Genomic DNA, 16,287 nt, shown 5'->3' with positions numbered 1-16,287 from the left:
ACTTGAGAGTTATTCAAACTGATGTAAAATGTTCTTACGCATTTTATTTAAGCAGCCTCACCATGCAAAACCTAATCGCAAGCAGTTTAAAATATGAAAACGGCACATTAAGTGTGCTTGACCAGTATTTACTTCCTCATCAGCAGGTATGGCACGAGTGCCACAGTGTTGAGACGATGAAGGAGCTGATTATCAGTTTAAAAATTCGTGGTGCTCCACTAATAGGATTAGGTGCGAGTTTGCTGGTTGCTCATTTAGCGCAGCAGGGGGAAACTCATGCGGTGCTTGCAAAAGCAATTGATGAGCTTGAAGCCACAAGGCCAACCGCTGTTAATTTAATGCATTGTATGGCTGCATTAAGGGAGGCTCTTAAAAGCGATGATTTTGAAGCTGATGTGGTAAATACCGCAGAGCGCCTTTTTAATGAAGATATAGCTTTATGTGAACGCATGGCAACACGCGGTGCTGAGCTTATACACAGCGGCGACAATATTTTAACCCATTGTAATACTGGCGCATTAGCCACTGCCGGTATTGGTACAGCGTTGGGCGTTATTTACAAAGCGCAGCAGCAACATGGCAATATACATGTATGGGTCAATGAAACGCGGCCACTATTGCAAGGCGGGCGTTTAACCGCGTTTGAGCTTGAGCGCTGGCAAGTACCGTACACGCTTATTTGCGATAATATGGCAGCAAGTTTAATGGCCGCAGGCAAAGTAGATAAAATAGTGGTGGGCGCCGATCGTATTGCTGCCAATGGTGATTTTGCTAATAAAGTGGGGACTTATAACTTAGCTGTATTGGCCCATTTTCATGATATTCCATTTTATGTTGTGGCGCCTTTAACTACGCTTGATACACAAACAACTTGCGGTAGCGATATAGCAATAGAGCAGCGAAATAGTGTAGAGGTACGCGGCGTAAGTGGCAGTTTTGGTGAGGCGCTGTGGGCACCGACTAATGCCAATGTGTATAATCCGGCATTTGATGTAACACCTGCAAAACTAGTAACAGCCTGGGTGTTAGACACCGGTGTTTACAATAAAAGTGATGTAGAAAGTGGTGCGTTAGCAGCGCTTAAGTAGCTTTTTAAACAGCGCTCCACTTATCCTTTTGTGGAGCGTATTACTCTTGCTATGCGAGCAAAGGAAACTGCGTCGCAATTTCTGACTCGGTGCTTTTTGCAACCCAGCCCTCTGTATTATTAAATAATCGAATGGCGGTAAATTCTGGGTCGCTCCCCATATCAAACCAGTGTGGGGTAAGGGCTGGTACCGAAATTAAGTCACCTTGCTGGCACAATACTTGGTAAATTTTGTCATCGATATGCAGGCAAAATAGCCCTTGGCCTTTTACAAAAAAGCGGACTTCGTCTTCACTATGAGTGTGCTCAAACAAAAACTTTTCTCGCATTTGTGCTGCTGCAGGATTGCCTTTGGCAAGCGAGATAACATCCACCGTTTGGTAGCCATTTTGCGCTTTTAAGCGTGCTATATCATTTTTATAGGCTGCAATAATTTGCTCATTTGTGGTGTGCTCATTAATGGGTGCGGTTGCTTGCCATTGTTCAAAACGTACATTTACCTTTGCTAATTGCTGAGTAATTTCGCTTAAATCACAGGTGTTTACCAGCGCATTACTTGGATTGTTGTCAGCATAAATGGTTAATTGGCTCATGCAAATTGCTCCAATTTAACTGTGCTAAAGTCATGTACATATGGGTGCGCACTATGTGCTTGGCCATCACGTATTAAGTGCAAGGTTTTAAGCCCTGCGGCTTTGGCTGCATCAAGCTCACCTGCAACATCACTTAAAAACACGATTTCGTTAGCACTAAAAGGGAGCTGGTTAACGATAGTGTTATAGGCTGCTTGCTCTTGTTTTACGCCGACTTTAGTATCAAAAAAATCATTAAATAGGGCACAAATATCGCCATAATCACTGTATTTAAACAGCAGTTGCTGTGCTTTTACTGACCCTGATGAGTACACATAAAGCGCAGTGCCTTGCGCGTGTTGAGATTGTAAAAACTCAAACGCATCTGGGTATAGGTGGCCTTTAAAATCACCGTGCTCATAACCCGTTTGCCAAATTAGCCCTTGTATTTGCTTTAAAGGGGTAATCTTTTTATCTTCTTCAATCCACTTTAAGAGTACATCAATTACGGTTTCTATATTGGCATTGGGCTCATTAATAATGGCTTTTACCGCCGCTATCTGCTCAGCAACGTGAGGCTTATTTTCGTTTAAGCGCATAAATGTTGCTAGCTGTTTGGCTGCATACGGAAACAGCACCTCTTTTACAAATGAGATACGTGTTATGGTGCCTTCAATGTCGGTTAAAATTGCCTTTATCATTATAGCTGTGCCCCAATACCTTCTATTTTTAATCGTTCTAGCTCGCAGCTAAATAAAAACTCTAGCCCTTCTAAATGGCGAAGTGCTTGTTTGTAGTTACTCCCTATTACATAAACGCCGTGCCCACGAATTAACACTGCATGCTCAATGGGAGTATGTAAATGATGATCGCTAAGTAGCAAGCTTAAGCGCTCTATATCTTGATCGTTCTCAAAAATAGGAATGCTTAAGGTATCTAAGTGCGAGGTTACCCCGCTTAAAGACTTTTGCATTTCGTAACCGCTTAAATTTAATGTATGACTTTTAATTACACGCGACAGTACAGTGGCTGCCACCGAGTGAGTATGCAGTACCACGTTAGCGTGCGGAATAAGCTTGTACATGCCTAAATGCAACTGTGTCTCGGCCGACGGGTTGCCAGCACCTTTAGTGCGGTTACCTTGGTGATCAAGCTCAATAAAAGTATGTGTACCGAGCTGGCCTTTATCAAAGCCGCTAGCAGTAACCACATACCCTGTTGCGGTGCGGGCCGAAAAATTTCCGCCAGTGGCGGGCACCCAGCCTTTTTGGCTTATCCATTTTCCAGCTTCAATAAGTTGCGAAATAGCAGTATTGTTATGCATACATTCCTCACTAATGAGTTTCATACCTGTGTGTACTAAAAGTTAGTCATTTTGAGGCAAAACCAGCATAAACTGCGCTTCACCTAGCTGAATATAGACAGCTTAATTAGGTAAGCTGATATAAAGCTATTTAATTTTAGACGGCTATACTTCTGTTTTAGGCAATGATAGCATCGCTTTAAGCGCAAAACCATCATTAAGGGCCTGTCGTGTTTGAAAGTAAATTACCAAATTTAAGTGTTAGTATATTTAGCCAAATGAGTAGTTTGGCAAGTCAGCATTCGGCAATAAATTTATCGCAGGGGTTTCCTGAGTTTGATGCGCCTGAGTTATTGAAAAACCAGCTAAATTTTTATGTTCAGCAAGGGGTTAATCAATACTCACCATCCAGTGGTGTACCCCGTTTACAGCAACAAATAGCCAATTTAGTTTTGCGCAAATACGCGGCAAAAATAGATGCAGCTGAGCAAGTGACGGTCACATCGGGCGCCACTGAAGCATTATTTGTCGCTATTCAAACTATAGTACGCCCCAATGATGAAGTCATTGTGTTTGACCCGGCTTATGATTCTTACCAGCCGGCAATAGAGCTTGCTGGCGGTAAAACAGTTCATGTTGCATTACATGCACCCGATTATGCTATTGATTGGCAAACTGTTCGCAGCGCAGTGAGCAAAAACACGCGCGCTATAATTATTAATACACCACACAACCCTAGCGGTAAAATACTTAACAGCCATGATATAAACGCGCTCAAATCGTTAGTAAGCGACCACGATTTATGTGTAATAAGTGATGAGGTTTACGAACATATCACCTTTGATGGCGATAAGCACTTAAGCATGCTTTGCGATGAGCAGCTACGTGAAAAAAGCTTTGTTATATCAAGCTTTGGCAAAACGTTTCACAGTACCGGCTGGAAAATGGGCTATTGTATTGCGCCTGAACATTTAGCAACTGAATTTAGAAAAATACACCAGTATGTTACTTTTTCAAGTTTTACACCTGCACAACACGCATTGGCCGACATGCTTGAACAACAAGGCGAGCATGTAGATGAGCTAAGCCATTTTTATCAGCAAAAGCGCGATTTACTGGCACAGCACTTAAGTGACAGCCGTTTTACTATTTTACCAAGCCAAGGTACGTACTTTTTATTGCTTGATTACAGTGAGGTGTCTGATCTTAATGATGTAGATTTTTGCCACTGGTTAGTAGAGCAAGCTGGGGTTGCTGCTATTCCTTTAAGTGTGTTTTACAAGCAACCTTCAAATGATAAAGTGATTCGACTGTGTTTTGCTAAAAACGATAAAACTTTAATAGAGGCCGCGCAAATATTATGTCAACTTTAACGCTTACGCTTGTTCAAAGTGAGCTGCACTGGCTTGATAAAGACGCCAATTTAGCCATGTTTGATAAAAAGTTAGCAGAGATAACCGCTAACCCCGATTTAATTTTACTACCCGAAACCTTTGCTACGGGCTTTGCTATTAATCTTGATTGCGCAGAGCTCGAAAATGGTAAAGTGTTGCGTTGGCTAAAAGCGCAAGCACATAAGCATAATGCCGTTATTGCAGGGTCAGTATTAGTTGTGCAAGGCGATAAAAAAGCAAATCGCTTTTATTGGGTAAAACCCAATGGCGAGGTTAATTATTACGATAAACGTCATTTATTTCGCTTAGGCAGTGAGGGTGACTATGTTGTTGCAGGGCAAGCGCGTAAAACCTTTGAAATTAATGGCTTTAAGCTTCTGCCACAGGTGTGTTACGACTTACGCTTTCCGGTGTTTCAGCGTAATAATAACGACTACGATGTAATGATAAACGTAGCCAACTGGCCTGCGGTCCGCCGCCATATTTGGGATACACTCTTAATGGCACGCGCCATGGAAAACCTATGTTATGTTGTAGGTGTTAACCGTGTGGGCGACGATGGCAATGGTGTTGCGCATAATGGTGGCACGGCCGTGTACGACTTTAAAGGCGATACGCTCGCCAAAGCAAAAGACAATACGCAAGAGTTACTTACTGTAACACTTGAAAAAGCACCGCTGGAGGATTTTAAAACCGCATTCCCCGCTTATTTAGATGCCGACGCTTTTACCTTGGTATAAACCGCTAAGCATTAGCGCCAAGCTAATAAAATGCTAAAATAGCCACTGATATTTTTATTGGCGGCTTTATGAATTCAACTCTTATTACACCGGTAATTTTAGCGGGTGGCATTGGTACACGGTTATGGCCGCTCTCTCGCCAAGCTATGCCTAAACAGTTTTTACCCTTGCTTGATAACACACACTCACTATTACAAAGTACGTTAGCGCGTGTATCAGGTGAGCAATTTGCAAAGCCAATACTTGTTTGTAACGAACAACACCGTTTTATTGCCGCCGAGCAAAGCGCAACTGCTAACCCGCAAGCGCTTTTGCTAGAGCCACAGGGTAAAAATACCGCGCCGGCCATTGCACTGGCAGCACATTACGCTTTACAGCAAGGTATAAGCGGGCCAATACTGGTGATGCCAGCCGATCATCATATTGAAAACTTTATTGAGCTCACACTTAAATTAAATGATGCGGTTAAGTTAGCTGAGCAAGGCATGCTAGTTACATTTTCAATCACACCAACACAACCCCACACTGGGTTTGGCTACATTAAGCAAGGTAGTAAAATAGCTAACTCAAGCTGTTTTGAAGTCTTTGAATTTAAAGAAAAACCAAATCTAGTTACAGCGCAAAAATACCTAGCTGAAGGCGGTTATAGTTGGAATAGCGGCATGTTTTTATTTACGCCAAGCGCTTATTTAAGTGAGCTTGAACGTTTTGCGCCAAAAATAGCGCACAGTGTAAAAGCGGCGGCGAGTTTTTCACACGATCTAGGGTTTACAAGGCCAAGCATCGAGCCACTTAAAAGCTGCCCGAGCGACTCTATTGATTACGCTATTTTAGAGCGCAGTAACAATGTAGCAGTGCTGCCTGTTGCCCTCAATTGGAGTGATGTAGGTAGCTTTAGTGCGCTTGCAAGCCTTACTAAGCAAGATGCGCACGGTAATAATGAAAACCAAAGCCATACCGCGCAAAATAGTACGAATAATTTTGTTATAAGCGAAAACGATCACAGCATTGCTACCCTTGGGGTTAGCGACTTAGCTATTATTCACACCCACGATGCCACCCTTGTAGCTGATAGAAACAAGCTCGATGGCCTGCCTTTAGTGCTCAAGCAGTTAGCAGTTAGTCAAAGTGATAAACTCAAATATCATCAAGTTGTATATCGTCCGTGGGGTAATTACCGCACTTTAGTAACAGGGGTGGGGTTTAAAGTTAAAAAAATAACGGTTAATAGTGGGGCTAAACTTTCGACGCAGCGCCATCAGCATCGTGCAGAGCATTGGGTGGTGGTATCGGGTATTGCTGATGTTCGTATTGATGAGCAAGCATTAACACTTAGCCACGACCAATCTTGCTACATTGCAGCAAAACAAATACACAGCTTAGCGAACAATCAAAAAGAGCCGCTAATTGTTATTGAAGTACAAACTGGCGCCGTACTAGATGAAAGTGACATAGAGCGTTTTGATGATAAGTATGGCAGAGAGTAAGGCTTTTATTTGTAATGAGTATGCACACTATCCCAACTGCCCGCGCACAAACTTTAAGTATTGCTCTAGGCTGCGTTGCCAAAGATCTATCGCCTCATCAAGCTGGTTGTTGTGAGGTTTGTTATCAAGTAGGCGGCGCTCTATTTTTTTAAGCTCAAGGCCGTAACGGTTAAAGCCTAGCTGCAAAGCAGTGCTTGCTTGGCGATGCAATAATTTAATGCACTGCTCAGGTTGTTGGTCAATAAGTTCTTGGCAGCGGGTAAGTTTGGTGCGGGCCGAGAGTACAAATTCGTTGTAAATCGACGACACTTCATCCTCACTAAATGAGCGAGTTAGCGTTTCGGCAGCTGTTTCATCATATAAAGTATCTACAAGTTCTACAGCTATATTTGCAGTTTGATTAGATTGTGAATCACTGAGTGCTTGGCGAAGCTTTTGTTGTTTAATGGGTTTGCCGACGATGTCTTTTATTCCTAGGGCTAAGTACTCCTTGACCTCATCAGGGCTTAGGCTTGCTGTAAAGGCAAGTACCGGCGTGCGCTGGTTTTTATGATCCAGCCGCTGTAAACGCTTTAGTACCTCTTGGCCGGTAAAGTCGGGTAGGTTCATATCGAGTAAAATAACGTCAAAGTGATGCGCTTGCATCAGTTCGATAGCGCTTTTACCGTCTTTAGCGAGTTTTATTTTATGCTCATCTTCGGCCATAAATTCAATGGCAATTTTTTGATTTAAATCTAAATCTTCAACGAGTAGTACGTCAAGCCCGGTCAGGTAGTCCTTGTTTTGATGGCGCTGTTCTACTAAGCTAAGCTCCCCTAAAGTAAAGGTAGTGGTAAAGCTAAATACACTGCCTGTGCCTAATTGGCTGGTTATTTCTAGGCGACTACCTAGTTTTTCGAGCAACCGGCTGGTAATCGCAAGCCCAAGGCCGGTACCGCCTTTTTCTTTGCCAGCACTACTTTGCACATAAGGTTCGGTTAAGTAAGCTATTTCGTCATTTTCGATGCCTGGGCCTGAATCTTTCACGCTAATTTTTATAGTGTGTTCTAGGTGTTTATCACTAATTAAATCAACCTGTATTTTAACTGTACCGCGGTCAGTAAATTTAATGGCGTTGCCTACAAGGTTAATGATTATTTGTCTTAGCTTTTGTTGATCGCAGTAGTAACAGGCTTGCTCAGGGATATTACACACCAGTTCGAACTTAAGCTGTTTTTGCTCTGCAAGTGGGCTAAGCAGTAAGCATAAATTGTTTAGCCAAGTCTTAAATTCTATGTCTTCTTCGTAGAGCGCTTCATCGCTTTGATCAAGGCTTGCGTAGTCGAGTACTTTATCAACCAGTAAATTTAATGACTCGGCCGAATTAATAATGGCCTCGCAATAGGCTTTATTACGGGTGTCGGTGCTTTGGTTCATAACCAATTGAGCACTGCCTAATATACCATTGAGGGGCGTGCGAATTTCGTGACTAACTGTTGATAAAAACAGGCCCCTAATTTCAAGATCTTTTTGGGCTTTGTCGGCCAGCTTGTTGAGGTTTTTTTCTCTGCGCTCATTACATAGTAGCGCCATCCCCGCAGCATAAAACATCGGGGCAATAATACCATTTAAAAAGAGTAAGCTGCTAAACCATGGGCTTTGTAATAGTAGGGGCTGTTCAATATTAGTCATAAACACTGAGCGGCTAACAAAACTCAGGCTAACTAACGTCAATATTAAAATATAAACAATACTGCCATTTGGATAAGGCTTTCGGGCATATTTAACGAATAAAAACAGTAAAAAAGCGGCTTCTGCAATGTGCTGTGCATCCGAGACGTAAATTCGCTCACGTAAAGAGGGGTCAAAAAATGAATAATAGCCAAGCATTACCGCGCTAAACGCGGTAAAAGAGCACAGTAGTTTGAAACCTATTCCCCGATAGTCTAAAAACTGACATATGGCTAAGCTGTGCACAATCGAAGCACCAAACATCATACTGCTGGCTAGACTAATTACCACAAGGTTGTGGGTTTTTCCTATAAGCGCAAAGCCAATTACAGCGCCGAGTAATAAGATGGGATAAAAAATATAAAGTAGAGTGCCTGGCGTGCTTTTATTAGTACGCCAAGTTAAAAAGTTAAGAAGAGCCATTACAATAATAACGGCGATGCTGGCAAAAAAAAGGGTAAACGAGTCGAGCATTATGGTTCCAGCAATGGGTACTTTATACAGGTTAATAAAAACCAAATAATTTAACAAGCATACAGTATAAACAAAAACAGGCACCATAAGTGCCTGTTTTTAAAATACGAAATTAATTAACGAATTTCGTCTGGGATATTCTGTTGAGCCCAAGATAACAGCTCAATGCGGTTACGACATTTAGTTTTTCTAAACGCGCTGTATAAATGTGTTTTAACTGTGTGTGGGCTGATACTTAAATCTTCAGCAATTTCCTTGTTTTTAGAACCCTTACTCATTAACGAGATTATTGCCTTTTCTCGCTTAGTAAGTTTGATTGGCTCTATGTCGCCTTCGGTCAACTTGTGCAGCGCATCTTTATTAAACTGCAGCATACGGTTTAATGCATTACACATTATGTCACGTCGGTACCAAAGCTGATCTTCTAAAAGTAAGCGAATACCTTTCATTAATACATCAGCGTTATCGGTCGTATAAAACACGCCACGAATACCGCTTAAAAGCGCGCGGTTAGCAAGCTCAGGGTTTTCGTCTAGGTTAAATAATACGATATCGCACTTGGTGCGTAGGTTAACTAACTGTTCTTTTAGTTTACCCCAAGCATCGTTACTTGATGTTTCAATAAACAGTAATCGTGTCCCTTCTGGTACATCTAAAATATTTGTACCCGTGGTTACGTCAAGGCCTTGCGTTTTTAACAAAGGTTCTAAAACGTTAATGCCAATGGTGTTAATTGGGTCTTGATCTAATAACAAAAAGGCTGAACTGCTCATGTTTTTATACTCTTTTATAAAGCTGACTAGTTAAGTTTACCATGACCTCCACACCTTTTGTATTAGAAAGTCTGGTTTCGCCTTGTGAACAAGTACGATTTTACGATTATTTAAACATAAAATGTTGCAAATAAGTAATTATTTTTTACTTAACACATACAATTAACAATAACATTTGTAACCAACGAAATACCAATAATTCTTGTGGATTTTCATTATTAAGCTTTAACTTTTGTCGCTTCTTGATACGGAGGCCAGCCCATCTCTTTGCCTGCAAGCATATGTAGATGTATATGGTAAACAGTTTGACCACCGTGCTTATTACAGTTCATAACAACGCGATAGCCGTCATCACTAAAGTTAAATTGTTTGGCTAATTTAGCTGCAACTTCATATAAATTGCCGATTAAATGAGAGTTTTCGCTATTTATATCGTTAATAGTGGCAATTGCTATTTTTGGAATAATTAACACATGAAAAGGGGCTTGCGGATTTATATCTTTAAACGCAAGAGTGTTTTCGTCTTCGTAAACAATGTCGGCTGGTATTTCGCGATTAATGATTTTTGTAAATAATGTTTCTGTACTCATAACTATTTCAATGTAAGGATTTAATTAAGGTCACTAATGACAAATTTTGTTTGCAGTGTCAAACTCAAAGTAAAGAAAGGAGTTTTTATGCGTAAACCAATGTTAATAAGCAGCGCTATGGCGTTATTGCTAAGTGCCTCTGTCAATGCTGGCAATGTTCACTTTCCAGAAGAACTGGTGCCGTTACAAGTAGGCGAAAGAGTGATTGAAAGCTCGATATTTAGCCGAGTTGACGATATTGAACTTGCCCCTGGGTCTTATCGATTAAAATTAAAGTACACCGATTTGTACGAATTGGGCTTTGACGATCATGAGGTAATAGAGTCTGAACCGTTTTGGGTAGATATTACTATTGACGATAACAAAGACTACGACATGGTGTTTAACCGTGCCGATAACGCGGTATCAGCGAAAATATTTGCAGAGGCACCGCAGGTAAGTTTAAAAGCAAAGGGCGCCGCTGTTGCACAGCCGCTTAGTATTATTTCTAATACTCAGTTGGCAAGCCAAAAGCCTGCTTCACAAAATACGGTGCCAGCGGGTCCAACGCGCCCAAGCCAACCTATTAAGCCTATTGCCCCTATTAATGGCAAAGGCATGCCAAGTGCCCCTCAAATGCTAGAGTTTTGGTGGCAGCAGGCAACACCCGCTGAGCGAAAAGCGTTTTTAGAAAAGGTGGCTTCAGATTAAGTAAGTACGTTAAAATAAAAAGGCCGACAAATCGGCCTTTTTGGATTTTTAGTGTGACTTATTTTTCGAACAAGGCATCGATAGTGCCTTGCGCAAGTGGGTGATAACCTGGACGTGCTTTTAAATAAACGCGTTGTGCCCAGTCTTTTTTACCGTTAGTAATAAGTGCTTTGTAAAGCGGCACGATTAACTTGCGACGGCCAATACCCGATAAGTGCTTTTCAAGCGCAGGGTAAATTGGTTGATAACCATTTCCGACAGCAAGCATATACCATGCAAACGCGCGCTCTGCATTGGTTGATTGCGTTAGGTTAAACTGTTCATCTAGCTCAGCCATTTTATCTAGGCTTAAGTCACGGGGTAGGTTATTTAAAAAGTGTAACCACTCGTGTACTGTCCACTGAGCCGTAGGTAACTGGGCTGCAGAGGTATCACCTTTTAACCATTTTGCGGATGCGCTATCTACTTTATCAAACGCATCAGAGGTTGGATTAGGTGCATCACTTGGTAAACCTGGCTCAAAAATCCACTCATTTACTTTATCCATGCTTACTATGCCTGGGTATTTTTCAATTAAGTTAGCTTTTAGGTAAGTAACAAATTGCGCGGTTGTCAGCGATTTAAATGCAAATTCGTTAAAGTAAGTTTTTACAAACGGGTCAAACTTATCACGGCCGTATTTTTCTTCTAAATAAATTAAAAATAGCTGCCCTTTTGTGTATGGCACTGAGCTAAATGCATCATCTGGGTCGCGGCCATTAAGTTTTAAGTTAAGGCGAGTATCAGGTGCATCAATCGTTTTAAGCTGAGCACGTAAACCTGCTGCATCTAAAGCTTGTTCCATCACAGCGCGGTCACGACCAAATACTTCTTCCATAATGCGGTTTTCAACGTAAGAGGTAAATCCTTCGTTTAGCCATAAATCTTCCCACGTCGCGTTGGTGACTAAGTTACCAGACCATGAGTGGGCAAGCTCATGCGCAATAAGGTTGACTAAGCTTTTATCGCCTGCCACAACTGTTGGGGTAATAAATGAAAGACGTGGGTTTTCCATGCCACCAAATGGGAAGCTAGGCGGTAACATTAATAAATCGTAGCGGCCCCAAGCATATTCACCATACATTTCGTTGGTTTTATCAATCATGGCTTGTGTGTCGTTAAACTCTGCAACCGAAGCATCTAAAATTTCAGGCTCAGCAAATATGCCGGTCTGTTTTGACATGGCTTTAAATTCTAAGTTGCCCGCACCAATCGCAATTAAGTATGGCGAAATAGCTTGAGGCATATCAAAGTGGTAGTCGCCATCTTTGTATAGGGCATCTTTATTGTCGGCGCTCATTACTGCACGTATATCTTTTGGTGTGTGGATACGGGCAGTATATGTAACGCGCATTGCAGGGGTATCTTGTACTGGTAACCAACTACGAGCGTGGATAGCTTGTGATTGACTGTACATAAACGGATGCGTCTTGCTGGCTGTTTGCTCTGGTGTTAACCATTGCAGGCCAGATGCTTCTGGGCGGCTGTTGTAGTAAATACGTACTTTTGGCGCTTGGCTTTTTAGCGTAATAGTTAGTTTTGAGCCCTTTACGTCATCGCGCTTGGCAAGCGTAAACTTAGCTTTGTGCCAATCACCATTTGCTGTTTGATACATGACTTTATCAATGTCTAAGTCACGGGTATCTAGTACCAGCTTTTTACTTGAGTCATTGTTCCACTTTAATGTGTGCTCAACAAAACCTTCTAACTGCTTGTCGGAAAAGTCGACATCTAAATCAAGGTTTAAGTGTGTTGTTACCACATCATCTAGGTTGGCGTATGAGTTTTGATCAATCGCGTTTGCCATGGCTTGTGAGCACATACCGGCCATAGCGAGGCTTAAAAAAAGAGGTTTAATTTTCATAAAATACCCTGAACACTAATAATAAGTGCAGGTTTTATATCATGATTGATACAGCGGGTTGAGTGATTTTTACATTCTTTGCGACAATAAGGTAAACTATTGCGATTAGTTACTAGTACACTCCGAGACCTTTGTGGCGCACTCATTAAAACCTTTACATACCTTTGCACTAAACAATCAATGCCAGCATTTTGTTGAAATAACTTCGGTTGAGCAACTAAAAGCACACCGCTTTAGTGTACCGTTTTGTTTATTAGGGGAAGGTAGTAATACAGTCTTTTTAGAGAACTATGCAGGCACCGTAATTAAAATGGCCACTAAGGGCATTACTATTACCGAGCGTGAAAGTGACGTGCTAGTGAGTGCAGCAGCGGGCGAGAACTGGCATAACCTAGTAAGCTATTTACTTGATAAAAATATTGCAGGGCTTGAAAACCTAGCCCTTATTCCAGGCACTGTTGGGGCGTCGCCGGTACAAAACATTGGTGCTTATGGGGTCGAGCTGGCTCAATTTGTTGAGTCGGTAGAGTATATTGATATAGCCACTAAAACCAAGATAACTTTAACTAACGCACAGTGTGAGTTTGCTTATCGAGACTCTATTTTTAAACATGCTTTAAAAAATAAAGCGGTGATCACTCAAGTCAATTTAGCGCTCCCTAAAAAGTGGCAGCCCGTATTAAGTTATGGCCCACTCAAAGTATTGCAAAACCCCACACCTAAAATGGTATTTGAGCAAGTTATTGCAATTCGTAACACCAAGCTGCCAAATCCATACACTTTAGCCAATGCGGGTAGTTTTTTTAAAAACCCAATTATTAGCAATGCACTTTTAAAAGCGCTACTTTTGCGCTTTGCCGATGTACCGCATTACCCTTATGGAGAAAGCCATCACAAAGTGGCGGCAGGTTGGCTAATTGATCAAGCAGGCTTAAAGGGTTTCACGGTAGCAGGTATTGAGGTGCATAAGCAGCAAGCGCTGGTATTAGTTAACCATGGTGATAGTAAAGGGAGCGATTTAATCACTATGATCACGCATATACAAAATACGGTGTTTACACGTTACGGCATAATGCTAGAGCACGAAGTGAGGCTTATAAACACAAATAGTGAATGCCATATTATTGCGGAGCACGTGTAATGAAAGCACCCGATGGAAATAAACTCGCTATATTAAATGCACTTAACCAAGGTGGCTTTGTATCGGGCCAAGTCCTAGGAGAGCAGTTGGGTATTAGCCGTGCTGCAGTGAGTAAGCATATTCAAACACTGCAAGACATGGGACTCGATATTTTTAAAGTGACAGGTAAGGGTTACAGTTTAAACAATACGGTAGGTTTATTAAATCAAACCGATATAACCAAACATTACCACGCATTAGGAGCTAATACAGCTCAAGTAGAAGTTCATCCAATTATAGATTCAACAAATAGCGAGCTAATGCGCCGTATTCAAAATAAAGTAGCGCTTGAGTCTGGCACTGTTGTGGTTGCCGAAATGCAGCAAGCAGGGCGCGGAAGGCGAGGGCGAGTATGGCAATCGCCGTTTGGGGCTAATTTATATTACAGTTATTTTTGGCGCTTAGACGATGGTCTACAAGCAGCAATGGGCGTATCAATTGCAGTAGGGCTTGCTGTATACGATGCTATAAAGGCACTCTACGATATAGACATTGAGCTTAAATGGCCAAACGACATATATATAAATAAGCAAAAGCTAGCAGGAGTATTAGTAGAGCTAGATGGGCAACCACAAGGCCCTTGTCAGCTAGTAATTGGTATTGGTATTAATTTACAAATGCCGCAAAACACTAGCGAGCAAATTGACCAAGCATGGACCGATTTAAGTCAGCACACCACCGAGCTCGATAAAAACCAGTTAGTGGCTTCGCTCACTTATTACTTAGAGCAACGGCTGGCGCAGTACCAACAAGATAGTTTACAAACCATGTATGCACAATGGAACGCGCTTAATGCCTTTGCTGGTGAGTGCGTAGAGCTCAATACTGGCCACAGAAGTTGGCGAGGCATATGTGAGGGCATAGATCAGCAAGGTGGAATACGTATTCGCCAAGACGGCGAGGTTAAAAGTTACTATGGCGGCGAAATCTCGCTAAGAAAGGTCGGCTTATGAAACTTCTTGTAGATATAGGTAATACATCGTTAAAAGCGGCCTTATGGAACGAGCAACAAGCAACGCCCGTTTCTATGAGCGAAGTGCCGTGGCAAGCAATAACTGAGGTTGTGTATGCTTGTGTAGGCAAAAGTGATTTATTAAATGAGGTGCTCACGCTAGCGGCTAAAAAAAATATCCCCTGTTTTGAGGCACATGTCAGTAAAAATCTTAGTGGATTAAGCTGCGCATATGAGCAGGTTGGCAATTTAGGTATTGATCGTTGGCTTGCGCTGGTGGCCAGCTTTACACTTTACCCTAACACACCATGTATTATTGTTGATGCCGGCACTGCAACCACAATTGATGTACTAAGCGGCGAAGGCGAGCACTTAGGAGGTTGGATATTACCTGGACTTGACTTAATGACTCGCTCATTGACGCAAAATACCCAGCGTGTATTTGATGATGCTAATACCCCCTTTGTAAATGAGTTAGGTAAAAATACACCTAATGGATTAAAAAATGGTGCGTTGGTGGCAACACTCGGTGCGATTGAACAAGCTAAAAAGCAATTAGCACACTTAACATGTACACAAAACCCACAAATTTTGTGCGCTGGTGGCTACGGTTCATTATTACAGCAGCAAATAACGGGCAGTATTTTTGATTCTTTATTGGTAATGAAAGGATTAAATTACTGGTATGAGCTAAGTAAAAACGACGAAAAACAGCAAAATTAAGTACTTTTGCATGAAATGTGAGCATTTGAGCTAAAAAATTACATTTTTTTTAATTTTATAGTTGCATCATAATAAACCTTACTCTAATATCTCGCCCCGTACTAAAGCAGTGCCGACTTAGCTCAGCTGGTAGAGCAACTGACTTGTAATCAGTAGGTCAACCGTTCGACTCGGTTAGTCGGCACCACTTTCCTTTTACCGAAAGTGAATTAGTAAAGAATTTTCGTGGAGGGGTTCCCGAGCGGCCAAAGGGATCAGACTGTAAATCTGACGGCTCAGCCTTCGCTGGTTCGAATCCAGCTCCCTCCACCACTTTATTCTTGACGGTTAGAGGTAGTTTAAGAACAGGTTCCTAAAGCGGGCATCGTATAATGGCTATTACCTCAGCCTTCCAAGCTGATGATGCGGGTTCGATTCCCGCTGCCCGCTCCAATTATGGTGTTGCTGATATAGCTCAGTTGGTAGAGCGCACCCTTGGTAAGGGTGAGGTCGGCAGTTCAAATCTGCCTATCAGCACCAGTCATAAGAATCTCCTTGAATACTTCCTTTATCTGTCAGAAAAAACTATTTGAAATTTGAAAAAATTAAATTAATCTACCTCTGGTGGATTATTTTCATATGTAATCTAGATACACAAAACTGATAGGTTCCGTCATGGCAAAAGAAAAGTTTGAACGCGTAAAACCGCACGTAAACGTTGGTACAATCG

Annotated in this window: 15 protein-coding genes and 4 tRNA genes; 12 read left to right on the top strand and 7 right to left on the bottom strand. The window is 41.8% G+C overall.

Annotation, left to right across the window (positions count from 1 at the left end):
* The first annotated feature begins 62 nt into the window (after positions 1–62).
* Positions 63–1,088 (top strand): S-methyl-5-thioribose-1-phosphate isomerase, encoded by a 1,026-nt coding sequence (gene mtnA / locus AABI99_RS07605; RefSeq protein WP_338365047.1) that lies wholly within the window; start codon positions 63–65, stop codon positions 1,086–1,088.
* Positions 1,089–1,137: 49 nt separating this feature from the next.
* Here the strand turns inward: mtnA and AABI99_RS07600 are convergent, their stop codons facing one another.
* Genes AABI99_RS07600 through AABI99_RS07590 form a run of 3 tightly spaced genes read right to left on the bottom strand, consistent with a single transcriptional unit; the run spans position 1,138 to position 2,983 of the window.
* Complete coding sequence (locus tag AABI99_RS07600) at positions 1,138–1,680, bottom strand: acireductone dioxygenase (RefSeq protein ID WP_338365046.1); 543 nt, start codon at positions 1,678–1,680, stop codon at positions 1,138–1,140.
* The gene (gene mtnC, locus AABI99_RS07595) at positions 1,677–2,360 is read right to left on the bottom strand and encodes an acireductone synthase (protein ID WP_338365045.1); all 684 of its coding nucleotides are present in this window, start codon (positions 2,358–2,360) and stop codon (positions 1,677–1,679) included. Before mtnC ends, AABI99_RS07600 begins: the two co-directional genes overlap by 4 nt.
* Positions 2,360–2,983, bottom strand: coding sequence for a methylthioribulose 1-phosphate dehydratase (locus AABI99_RS07590; RefSeq protein WP_338365044.1), 624 nt, complete (start codon positions 2,981–2,983; stop codon positions 2,360–2,362). The genes mtnC and AABI99_RS07590 overlap by 1 nt, the downstream gene beginning before the upstream one ends.
* 209 nt (positions 2,984–3,192) lie before the next feature.
* Here AABI99_RS07590 and AABI99_RS07585 point away from each other — a divergent pair, with 209 nt between their 5' ends.
* From AABI99_RS07585 to AABI99_RS07575, 3 genes are all read left to right on the top strand, one after another.
* On the top strand, positions 3,193–4,335 hold the full coding sequence (locus tag AABI99_RS07585) for a methionine aminotransferase (protein ID WP_338365043.1): 1,143 nt from the start codon (positions 3,193–3,195) through the stop codon (positions 4,333–4,335).
* A complete protein-coding gene (locus AABI99_RS07580) occupies positions 4,323–5,096 on the top strand; it encodes an amidohydrolase (RefSeq protein ID WP_338365042.1) in 774 nt (257 codons plus the stop codon). The genes AABI99_RS07585 and AABI99_RS07580 overlap by 13 nt, the downstream gene beginning before the upstream one ends.
* A 68-nt stretch (positions 5,097–5,164) precedes the next feature.
* Positions 5,165–6,583, top strand: coding sequence for a mannose-1-phosphate guanylyltransferase/mannose-6-phosphate isomerase (locus AABI99_RS07575; RefSeq protein WP_338365041.1), 1,419 nt, complete (start codon positions 5,165–5,167; stop codon positions 6,581–6,583).
* A 27-nt stretch (positions 6,584–6,610) separates the two neighbouring features.
* Here AABI99_RS07575 and AABI99_RS07570 read toward each other — a convergent pair whose 3' ends face one another.
* The 3 genes from AABI99_RS07570 to AABI99_RS07560 form a co-directional block, all read right to left on the bottom strand.
* On the bottom strand, positions 6,611–8,767 hold the full coding sequence (locus AABI99_RS07570) for an ATP-binding protein (RefSeq protein WP_338365040.1): 2,157 nt from the start codon (positions 8,765–8,767) through the stop codon (positions 6,611–6,613).
* 116 nt (positions 8,768–8,883) lie between these two features.
* Positions 8,884–9,540: a response regulator transcription factor gene (locus tag AABI99_RS07565; protein ID WP_338365039.1), complete on the bottom strand. Its 657-nt coding sequence runs from the start codon at positions 9,538–9,540 to the stop codon at positions 8,884–8,886.
* 218 nt (positions 9,541–9,758) lie between these two features.
* A complete protein-coding gene (locus AABI99_RS07560; RefSeq protein WP_338365038.1) occupies positions 9,759–10,130 on the bottom strand; it encodes a histidine triad nucleotide-binding protein in 372 nt (123 codons plus the stop codon).
* A gap of 87 nt (positions 10,131–10,217) precedes the next feature.
* Here AABI99_RS07560 and AABI99_RS07555 point away from each other — a divergent pair, with 87 nt between their 5' ends.
* On the top strand, positions 10,218–10,820 hold the full coding sequence (locus AABI99_RS07555; protein ID WP_338365037.1) for a DUF2057 domain-containing protein: 603 nt from the start codon (positions 10,218–10,220) through the stop codon (positions 10,818–10,820).
* 58 nt (positions 10,821–10,878) lie between these two features.
* Here the strand turns inward: AABI99_RS07555 and AABI99_RS07550 are convergent, their stop codons facing one another.
* Positions 10,879–12,723 (bottom strand): M1 family metallopeptidase, encoded by a 1,845-nt coding sequence (locus AABI99_RS07550; protein WP_338365036.1) that lies wholly within the window; start codon positions 12,721–12,723, stop codon positions 10,879–10,881.
* Between the two features lie 133 nt (positions 12,724–12,856).
* Between AABI99_RS07550 and murB the strand changes: the two genes are divergently transcribed.
* From murB to AABI99_RS07515, 7 genes are all read left to right on the top strand, one after another.
* Complete coding sequence (murB, locus tag AABI99_RS07545; RefSeq protein ID WP_338365034.1) at positions 12,857–13,864, top strand: UDP-N-acetylmuramate dehydrogenase; 1,008 nt, start codon at positions 12,857–12,859, stop codon at positions 13,862–13,864.
* Positions 13,864–14,856: a bifunctional biotin--[acetyl-CoA-carboxylase] ligase/biotin operon repressor BirA gene (gene birA / locus AABI99_RS07540; protein ID WP_338365032.1), complete on the top strand. Its 993-nt coding sequence runs from the start codon at positions 13,864–13,866 to the stop codon at positions 14,854–14,856. The genes murB and birA overlap by 1 nt, the downstream gene beginning before the upstream one ends.
* Complete coding sequence (locus tag AABI99_RS07535; protein ID WP_338365030.1) at positions 14,853–15,578, top strand: type III pantothenate kinase; 726 nt, start codon at positions 14,853–14,855, stop codon at positions 15,576–15,578. Before birA ends, AABI99_RS07535 begins: the two co-directional genes overlap by 4 nt.
* A gap of 111 nt (positions 15,579–15,689) precedes the next feature.
* Positions 15,690–15,765 (top strand) — tRNA-Thr (locus AABI99_RS07530).
* Positions 15,766–15,805: 40 nt separating this feature from the next.
* Positions 15,806–15,890, top strand: a tRNA-Tyr gene (locus AABI99_RS07525).
* Between the two features lie 45 nt (positions 15,891–15,935).
* Positions 15,936–16,010, top strand: a tRNA-Gly gene (locus AABI99_RS07520).
* A gap of 11 nt (positions 16,011–16,021) precedes the next feature.
* Positions 16,022–16,097, top strand: a tRNA-Thr gene (locus AABI99_RS07515).
* Positions 16,098–16,287: the final 190 nt, after the last annotated feature.

Origin of the sequence: uncultured Pseudoalteromonas sp. (assembly GCF_963922945.1) — a bacterium.
Lineage (GTDB): Bacteria > Pseudomonadota > Gammaproteobacteria > Enterobacterales > Alteromonadaceae > Pseudoalteromonas.
The sequence above is the reverse complement of the archived record's forward strand: the minus strand, read 5'-3'. Positions and strand labels throughout refer to the sequence as shown.

What these genes read in the sequence shown, in the direction of transcription:
- mtnA (WP_338365047.1), top strand. Translation starts at nt 63, where the DNA reads ATGCAAAACCTAATCGCAAGCAGTTTAAAATATGAAAACGGCACATTA.
- AABI99_RS07600 (WP_338365046.1), bottom strand. Translation starts at nt 1,680, where the DNA reads ATGAGCCAATTAACCATTTATGCTGACAACAATCCAAGTAATGCGCTG.
- mtnC (WP_338365045.1), bottom strand. Translation starts at nt 2,360, where the DNA reads ATGATAAAGGCAATTTTAACCGACATTGAAGGCACCATAACACGTATC.
- AABI99_RS07590 (WP_338365044.1), bottom strand. Translation starts at nt 2,983, where the DNA reads ATGCATAACAATACTGCTATTTCGCAACTTATTGAAGCTGGAAAATGG.
- AABI99_RS07580 (WP_338365042.1), top strand. Translation starts at nt 4,323, where the DNA reads ATGTCAACTTTAACGCTTACGCTTGTTCAAAGTGAGCTGCACTGGCTT.
- AABI99_RS07575 (WP_338365041.1), top strand. Translation starts at nt 5,165, where the DNA reads ATGAATTCAACTCTTATTACACCGGTAATTTTAGCGGGTGGCATTGGT.
- AABI99_RS07570 (WP_338365040.1), bottom strand. Translation starts at nt 8,767, where the DNA reads ATGCTCGACTCGTTTACCCTTTTTTTTGCCAGCATCGCCGTTATTATT.
- AABI99_RS07565 (WP_338365039.1), bottom strand. Translation starts at nt 9,540, where the DNA reads ATGAGCAGTTCAGCCTTTTTGTTATTAGATCAAGACCCAATTAACACC.
- AABI99_RS07560 (WP_338365038.1), bottom strand. Translation starts at nt 10,130, where the DNA reads ATGAGTACAGAAACATTATTTACAAAAATCATTAATCGCGAAATACCA.
- AABI99_RS07555 (WP_338365037.1), top strand. Translation starts at nt 10,218, where the DNA reads ATGCGTAAACCAATGTTAATAAGCAGCGCTATGGCGTTATTGCTAAGT.
- AABI99_RS07550 (WP_338365036.1), bottom strand. Translation starts at nt 12,723, where the DNA reads ATGAAAATTAAACCTCTTTTTTTAAGCCTCGCTATGGCCGGTATGTGC.
- birA (WP_338365032.1), top strand. Translation starts at nt 13,864, where the DNA reads ATGAAAGCACCCGATGGAAATAAACTCGCTATATTAAATGCACTTAAC.
- AABI99_RS07535 (WP_338365030.1), top strand. Translation starts at nt 14,853, where the DNA reads ATGAAACTTCTTGTAGATATAGGTAATACATCGTTAAAAGCGGCCTTA.